Origin of the sequence: Burkholderia dolosa (assembly GCF_902499135.1) — a bacterium.
In the GTDB taxonomy this organism is placed as follows: Bacteria; Pseudomonadota; Gammaproteobacteria; order Burkholderiales; family Burkholderiaceae; genus Burkholderia; species Burkholderia dolosa.
Map to the genome: position 1 here is coordinate 1 of NZ_CABVPR010000116.1, position 6,715 is coordinate 6,715.

General features: G+C 68.5%; 5 protein-coding genes and 1 pseudogene. All 6 read left to right on the top strand.

All coding sequences use genetic code 11. The annotated features are described in order from the left end of the window. Positions 1-264 precede the first annotated feature (264 nt). The gene (locus BUB20358_RS27400) at positions 265-1,497 is read left to right on the top strand and encodes an aspartate aminotransferase family protein (protein ID WP_006764731.1); all 1,233 of its coding nucleotides are present in this window, start codon (positions 265-267) and stop codon (positions 1,495-1,497) included. A 30-nt stretch (positions 1,498-1,527) separates the two neighbouring features. Continuing rightward, positions 1,528-2,595 carry an arginine/ornithine succinyltransferase subunit alpha gene (gene aruF, locus BUB20358_RS27405; RefSeq protein WP_006764730.1) on the top strand — a complete coding sequence of 356 codons (1,068 nt, stop codon included), beginning with the start codon at positions 1,528-1,530 and terminating at the stop codon, positions 2,593-2,595. Next, positions 2,592-3,638, top strand: coding sequence for an arginine N-succinyltransferase (astA, locus tag BUB20358_RS27410; RefSeq protein ID WP_035972720.1), 1,047 nt, complete (start codon positions 2,592-2,594; stop codon positions 3,636-3,638). The genes aruF and astA overlap by 4 nt, the downstream gene beginning before the upstream one ends. Positions 3,639-3,645: 7 nt before the next feature. Next, positions 3,646-5,109: a succinylglutamate-semialdehyde dehydrogenase gene (gene astD, locus BUB20358_RS27415; protein WP_035972719.1), complete on the top strand. Its 1,464-nt coding sequence runs from the start codon at positions 3,646-3,648 to the stop codon at positions 5,107-5,109. A gap of 14 nt (positions 5,110-5,123) precedes the next feature. After that, a complete protein-coding gene (gene astB, locus BUB20358_RS27420) occupies positions 5,124-6,464 on the top strand; it encodes an N-succinylarginine dihydrolase (RefSeq protein WP_035972717.1) in 1,341 nt (446 codons plus the stop codon). Continuing rightward, a pseudogene (locus tag BUB20358_RS27425) lies at positions 6,448-6,715 on the top strand (succinylglutamate desuccinylase); the annotation flags it as partial. The gene astB and the pseudogene BUB20358_RS27425, both read left to right, overlap by 17 nt.

Below are 6,715 nucleotides of genomic sequence, written 5' to 3' on the forward strand. Positions count from 1 at the left end.
AATTCCGGCAACTGCATCAACCGAAAACCGGCGAGCCCACTAAATTACGAATGGTGTACTCGGCGGGGTAAGGTCAGGGGAAGGTCAAATTTACGAAGCCGCCGACAAACCACCCACAAAACAGCCAACCTCGAACCACCCAAAAAAACCCAAAAAACCGCTTCCGACAGAACCCGTCGCAATTCTGCAAGACGCCACCCCCGCCCGTTACCTAAACTTGAACCTATCGCTTCAAGCCCCCTTACGAACCCGAAAGGAACGACCATGACGACCCCGACCGTGACCCGCCAGACTTTCGACGAAGTGATGGTGCCGGTGTTTTCTCCCGCACCGTTCGTGCCGGACCGCGCAGAAGGCTCCCGCGTATGGGACACGGCCGGCCGCGAGTACGTGGATTTCGCGTGCGGGATCGCGGTGACGTCGCTCGGCCACGGCCACCCGGAATTGCTGAAAGTCCTCGACGAGCAAGGCCGCAAGCTCTGGCACATCGGCAACGGCTACACGAACGAGCCGGTGCTGCGCCTCGCGAAGCGTCTCGAATCGCTGACCTTCGCCGATCGCGCATTCTTCGCGAACTCGGGCGCGGAAGCGAACGAAGCCGCACTGAAGCTCGCACGCCGCGTCGCGTTCGATCGGCACGGCGCCGACAAATTCGAAATCGTCTCGTTCGTGCAGTCGTTCCACGGCCGCACGTTCTTCACGGTCAGCGTCGGCGGCCAGCCGAAATACTCGGAAGGCTTCGGCCCGGTGCCGGCCGGCATCAAGCATCTGCCGTACAACGACATCGAAGCCGCGAAGGCGGCGATCGGCCCGCAAACCTGCGCGGTGATCGTCGAGCCCGTGCAGGGCGAAGGCGGCGTGATCCCGGCCGATCCGGCGTTCCTGAAAGCGCTGCGCGAAGCGTGCGACGCGAACGACGCACTGCTGATCTTCGACGAAGTGCAGACGGGCGTTGGCCGCACCGGCCAGTTCTACGCATACATGGACACGGGCGTCACGCCGGACATCCTCACGACCGCCAAGGCGCTCGGCAACGGCTTCCCGATCGGCGCGATGCTGACGACGAACGAACTCGCCGCGCACTTCAAGGTCGGCGTGCACGGCACGACGTACGGCGGCAACCCGCTCGCATCGGCGATCGCCGACAAGGTCGTCGAGCTGATCGGCGATCCGGCACTGCTCGCCGGCGTGCGTGAACGCAGCGTGCGCCTGAAGGGCGCGCTCGAGCGCATCAACGCGCGCTTCGGGATCTTCAAGGAAGTGCGCGGCAAAGGCCTGCTGATCGGCGCCGAACTCACGGCCGCGTTCGACGGCCGCGCGAAGGACTTCGTGAACGCGGCGGCCGAGCAAGGGCTGATCATGCTGATCGCCGGCCCGAACGTGCTGCGCTTCGTCCCGTCGCTCGTGATTCCGTTCGACCTGCTCGACGAAGGCGTGAAGCGCTTCGAGAAGGCGGTCGAACAGGTGCTCGCCGCGCAGGAAGCCACCGCGCGCTGATTCGCGCGTCCATCGCAGACAGGAACGACGATGCTATTTGTTCGCCCCGGCAAACTCACGGATCTCGATGCGCTCGCGCAGATGGCGCGCACCGCGCAGCCGGTCCTGCACTCGCTGCCGCACGATCGCGCAGCGCTCGAAGCGCGCGTCGCGCTGTCCGAGGATTCGTTTCGCGCGGACGTCGATTTCGCCGGCGAGGAGTTCTACCTGTTCGTGCTCGAGGATTCGACGACCGGCAAGCTGCTCGGTACCGCGAGCATCGTGGCTGCGGCCGGCTACTCGGAGCCGTTCTACGCGTTTCGCAACGACGCGCTGATCCACGCGTCGCGCGAACTGCACGTGAACCGCAAGATCCACGCGCTGACGATGTCGCACGAGCTGACCGGCAAGAGCCGTCTCGCCGGCTTCTACGTCGATCCGTCGCTGCGCGGCGACGCGGCCGCGCACCTGATCTCGCGCGCGCGGATGATGTACATCGCCGCGAACCGCCGGCGCTTCACGCCCGAAGTGTTCACGCTGCTGCTCGGCGTGAGCGACGCCAACGGCGCATCGCCGTTCTGGGAAGCGGTCGGCCGCAAGTTCTTCGGCCGCGACTTCACCGACGTCGACATCGCATCGGGCGGCCGCAGCCGCACGTTCATCGCGGAAGTGATGCCGGCCTATCCGCTGTACGTGCCGCTGCTGCCGGAAGCCGCGCAGCGCGTGCTCGGCGAGCCGAACGAGTCGGCGCTGCTCGCGTACGACATCCACCTCGAGGAAGGCTTCGAGCCCGACCGCTTCGTCGACATCTTCGACGCAGGCCCGGTGCTGACCGCGCAGGTCGACCGCACCGCGTGCGTGAAGGACGGCGCCGAGCGCGTCGTGCGCGAAGCGGCGCGCGAGCAGGGCGACGTCGCATACATGGTGTCGGCCGGCAGCGGCGAATCGTTCCGCTGCGTGCTCGCGGATCTGCCGGGCGACACGGCCGGCGCGCGCGGCGCGCCTGCGCCGCTCGCGGCCGACGTGCGCGCGGCGCTCGGCGTGAAGGATGGCGATGTCGTGCGCTGCGTGCCGCTGCATCGCCGCGACGATGAAGATTTGAAGGGAGACGCAGCATGATCGTCGTTCGGGTCGTACAAACGGGCGACGTCGACGCGCTCGTGTCGCTCGCGCAGGAAACCGGGCCGGGCCTGACCACGTTCAAGCCCGATCGCGACGCGCTCGCCGCGCGCATCGAGCGCTCGCGCCGCACGCTCGCCGGGCAGGCCGCACCCGCCGAAGCCGGCTACTTCTTCGTGATGGAAGACTCGAACACCGGCGACATCGCGGGCGTATGCGGGATCGAGACGCAGGTCGGCCTCGAGCAGCCGTTCTACAACTATCGCGTGAGCACCGTGGTGCACGCGAGCCAGGAGTTGGGCGTGTGGACGCGGATGTCCGCGCTGAACATCTCGCACGACCTGACCGGCTACGCGGAAGTGTGCTCGCTGTTCCTGAGCCCGCGCTATCGGACGGGCGGCGTCGGCGGGCTGCTGTCGCGCTCGCGGTTCATGTTCATTGCGCAGTTCCGCGACCGCTTCCCGGAACGCATCTGCGCGGAACTGCGCGGCCACTTCGACGAAGACGGCACGTCGCCGTTCTGGCGCGCGGTCGGCTCGCACTTCTACCAGATCGACTTCAACGCGGCCGATTACCTGAGCTCGCACGGCCGCAAGTCGTTCCTCGCGGAGCTGATGCCGCGCTATCCGGTGTACGTCGACCTGCTGCCGCAGGACGCGCAGGACGCGGTCGGCCTCACGCATCGCGACACGGCCCCCGCCCGCAAGATGCTCGAAGCGGAAGGGCTGCGCTATCAGAACCATGTCGACATCTTCGACGCGGGCCCCGTGCTCGAATGCCACATCAACGATCTGCGCACGGTGCGCGAGAGCGTCGTCGTGCCGGCCGCGATCGGCGTGCCGAACGCCGGCGACGATGCGCAGGACGCTCATGCGACGAAGTCGCTCGTGTCGAACACGTCGCTCGCGGATTTCCGCGTCGGCGTCGCGCCCGGCATCGTCGCGAACGGCTCGTTCGTGCTGTCGGCCGACGATGCCGCCGCGCTTCGCGTGAACGCCGGCGATCCGGTCCGCGTGCTGCCGCTCAAAGCCAAACAGGGATAAACGAATCATGACGGAACTCTTCATCGACGGCGCCTGGGTCGCAGGCTCGGGCCCCGTGTTCGCTTCGCGCAATCCGGGCACCGACGAGATCGCATGGCAGGGCGCGAGCGCGTCGGCGGCCGACGTCGACCGCGCGGTCGCGAGCGCGCGACGCGCGTTCGCCGGCTGGTCGGCGCTCGACTTCGACGCGCGCTGCGCGATCGTCAAGCGCTTCGCGGAGCTGCTCACCGAGCGCAAGGAAGCGCTCGCGATCGCGATCGGCCGCGAGACCGGCAAGCCGCTGTGGGAAGCGCGTACCGAAGTCGCGTCGATGGCCGCGAAGGTCGCGATCTCGATTCAGGCCTACCGCGAACGCACCGGCGAGAAGCGTCAGGAGATGGCCGACGGCGTCGCGGTGCTGCGTCATCGCCCGCACGGCGTCGTCGCGGTGTTCGGTCCGTACAATTTCCCCGGCCATTTGCCGAACGGCCATATCGTGCCCGCGCTGATCGCGGGGAACACGGTCGTGTTCAAGCCGTCCGAACTCGCGCCCGGCGTTGCGCGCGCAACGGTCGACGTCTGGAACGACGCGGGCCTGCCGGCCGGCGTGCTGAATCTCGTGCAGGGCGAGAAGGACACCGGCATCGCGCTCGCGAACCACCGGCAGATCGACGGGCTGTTCTTCACCGGCAGCTCGGACACCGGCACGCTGCTGCACCGGCAGTTCGGCGGCCGCCCGGAAATCGTGCTCGCGCTCGAGATGGGCGGTAACAATCCGCTCGTGATCGGCGAGGTCGACGATCTCGACGCGGCCGTGCATCACACGATCCAGTCGGCGTTCCTGTCGGCCGGCCAGCGCTGCACGTGCGCGCGGCGCATCTTCGTGCCGCGCGGCGCGTTCGGCGACCGTTTCGTCGCGCGCTTCGCCGACGTCACGTCGAAGATCACCGCCGACGTATTCGACGCCGATCCGCAGCCGTTCATGGGTGCGGTGATCTCCGCGCGCGCGGCCGCGAAGCTCGTCGACGCGCAATCGCGGCTGCTCGAGCGCGGCGCGAAGCCGATCGTCGCGATGGCGCAGCGCGATCCGCGGCTCGGCTTCGTGAACGCGGCGATCGTCGACGTGACGGACGTGGCCGATCTGCCCGACGAAGAGCATTTCGGCCCGCTCGCGCAGATCGTCCGCTATGCGGCGTTCGACGAAGCGATCGAGCGCGCGAACGACACCGCGTTCGGGCTGTCCGCGGGCCTGCTCGCCGACGATGCCGGCGCGTGGGAGCACTTCCGCCGCACGATCCGTGCGGGGATCGTGAACTGGAACCGGCCGACCAACGGCGCATCGTCGGCCGCGCCGTTCGGCGGTACCGGCCGCTCGGGCAACCATCGGCCGAGCGCGTACTACGCGGCCGACTATTGCGCGTATCCGATGGCGTCGGTGGAAAGCGCGCAGCTGACCTTGCCCGCGAGCCTGTCTCCGGGCCTGCATTTCTGATCGAGGGAACGACGATGAACGCACAAGAAGCCAATTTCGACGGACTCGTCGGGCCGACTCACAACTACGCGGGGCTGTCGTTCGGCAACGTCGCGTCGATCAACAACGAGAAGTCGGCCGCGAACCCGAAGGCCGCCGCGAAGCAAGGGCTGCGCAAGATGAAGCAGCTCGCGGATCTCGGCTTCGCGCAAGGCGTGCTGCCGCCGCAGGAGCGGCCGTCGCTGCGCCTGCTGCGCGAGCTCGGCTTTTCCGGCAAGGACGCCGACGTGATCGCGAAGGCCGCGAAGCAGGCGCCCGAACTGCTCGCGGCGGCCAGCTCGGCATCGGCGATGTGGACCGCCAATGCGGCGACCGTGAGCCCGTCGGCCGACACCAGCGACGGCCGCGTGCACTTCACGCCCGCGAACCTGTGCAGCAAGCTGCACCGCGCGATCGAGCACGAAGCGACGCGGCGCACGCTGTCGACGCTGTTCGCCGACCCCGCGCACTTCGTCGTGCACGACGCGCTGACCGGCACGCCGGCGCTCGGCGACGAAGGCGCGGCGAACCATACGCGTTTTTGCGCGGAGTACGGCAAGCCGGGCGTCGAGTTCTTCGTGTACGGCCGCGCGGAATACCGCCGCGGCCCTGAGCCGAAGCGCTTCCCGGCGCGCCAGACCTTCGAGGCGAGCCGCGCGGTTGCGCATCGCCACGGGCTCGCGGAAGAGGCGACCGTCTACGCGCAGCAGGACCCGGACGTGATCGACGCGGGCGTGTTCCACAACGACGTGATCTCGGTCGGCAACCGCGACACGCTGTTCACGCACGAGCGCGCGTTCGTCAACAAGCAGGCGATCTACGACGCGCTGACGGCCGCGCTCGACGCGCGCGGCGCGCGGCTGAACGTGATCGAGGTGCCGGACGCGGCGGTGAGCGTGAACGACGCCGTGACGTCGTATCTGTTCAACAGCCAGCTGCTGTCGCGCGCGGACGGCTCGCAGGTGCTCGTCGTGCCGCAGGAATGCCGCGAGAACGCGAACGTCGCCGCCTATCTCGACCGCCTCGCGGCGGGCAACGGCCCGATCCGCGACGTGCTCGTGTTCGACCTGCGCGAAAGCATGAAGAACGGCGGCGGCCCCGCATGCCTGCGGCTGCGCGTCGTGCTGAACGATGCGGAGCGCGCGGCGGTCAAGTCGAACGTGTGGATCGACGACGCGCTGTTCGCATCGCTCGACGCGTGGATCGACAGGCATTACCGCGATCGCCTCGCGCCGGAGGATCTCGCCGATCCGGCGCTGCTCGACGAATCGCGCACGGCGCTCGACGAGCTCACGCAGATCCTGCGCGTCGGTTCGCTGTATGACTTCCAGCGCTGACGTCCGGAGGTCCGACGCCGTGCCGCTCGACGATTTTCTCGCGTTCACGCTCGCCGGCGGGCAGCCGGCCGCGCATGACGGCACGTGCGCGGGCGGCGCGGTGCGCTGGCAATGGCTCGGCGACGGGCTGCTCGCGTTCGAGCCCGCGCAGCCGGCACGCGACGCGGCCGCGCGCGCGAGCGTGCTCGTGTCGGCCGGCGTGCACGGCGACGAGACGGCGCCGATCGAACTGCTGTCGATGCTCGTGCGCG

Bases quoted from the DNA above. Each gene is read 5' to 3' on its own strand.
- astB (WP_035972717.1), top strand. From the start codon at position 5,124: ATGAACGCACAAGAAGCCAATTTCGACGGACTCGTCGGGCCGACTCAC.
- BUB20358_RS27400 (WP_006764731.1), top strand. From the start codon at position 265: ATGACGACCCCGACCGTGACCCGCCAGACTTTCGACGAAGTGATGGTG.
- astD (WP_035972719.1), top strand. From the start codon at position 3,646: ATGACGGAACTCTTCATCGACGGCGCCTGGGTCGCAGGCTCGGGCCCC.
- astA (WP_035972720.1), top strand. From the start codon at position 2,592: ATGATCGTCGTTCGGGTCGTACAAACGGGCGACGTCGACGCGCTCGTG.
- aruF (WP_006764730.1), top strand. From the start codon at position 1,528: ATGCTATTTGTTCGCCCCGGCAAACTCACGGATCTCGATGCGCTCGCG.